This window comes from Thalassobaculum fulvum, assembly GCF_014652915.1.
In the GTDB taxonomy this organism is placed as follows: Bacteria; Pseudomonadota; Alphaproteobacteria; order Thalassobaculales; family Thalassobaculaceae; genus Thalassobaculum_A; species Thalassobaculum_A fulvum.
In genome coordinates this window covers 1-696 of sequence record NZ_BMZS01000026.1, presented here as the reverse complement: position 1 = coordinate 696, position 696 = coordinate 1, and the positions used below count along the sequence as shown (strand labels likewise).

The following is a 696-nucleotide window of genomic DNA, read 5'->3' as shown; positions in this document are numbered from 1 at the left end:
TCAGCTGCTGGGTCGCCGAACTGGTGATGTTGTCGGTGCTCGACACCCCGAGGTCGCTGGCCGCCAGCAGGTCCGGCACGTCCAGCGTCGTCGGCGCGGTGGTGTCGACCGTCAGCCCGAGCGCCGACGAGGCCCCGCCGGCGTTGCCGGCAGCGTCGACCGCGTTGACCGTGATCGCGTAGCTGCCCGCCGTCAGCGTCGCGGTGTACGACCACGACCCGCCGGCCGCCGTCACCGTCTGCAGCGTCGTCCCGCCGACGATGATGTTCACGCTGTCGCCGGTGGTCGCCGAACCCGAGAGCTGCTGGGTCGTCGAGCTGGTGATGTTGTCGGTGTTCGACGAGCCGCTGTCGCTGGCCGCCAGCAGGTCCGGCGCCGCCAGCGTCGCCGGCGCGGTGGTGTCGACCACCACGTTCAGCGCCGCGCTGGCCGGGCCGTCGTTGCCGGCAACGTCCTCGCCGACCGCGGTGATCGCGTGGGTGCCGGCCGACAGCGTCGAAGTGAAGGCGTAGGTCCAGGCGCCCGCGGCGCTGGCGGTCACCGAACCGACCGTCACCCCGCCGACCAGGACGTGCACCAGCGCGTTCGCGACCGCCCCGGTGCCGGACACCGTCGGCAGCGTCGAACTGGTGATGTTGTCGGTGCTCGACGTCCCGGTGTCGCTCGACGCCAGCAGGTCCGGCGCACCGATCGTCG

Annotated in this window: 1 protein-coding gene; it reads right to left on the bottom strand. The window is 72.6% G+C overall.

The annotated features are described in order from the left end of the window. The coding region (locus IE246_RS27805) for an Ig-like domain-containing protein (RefSeq protein WP_229837549.1) at positions 1 to 696 on the bottom strand (696 nt) is incomplete at both ends.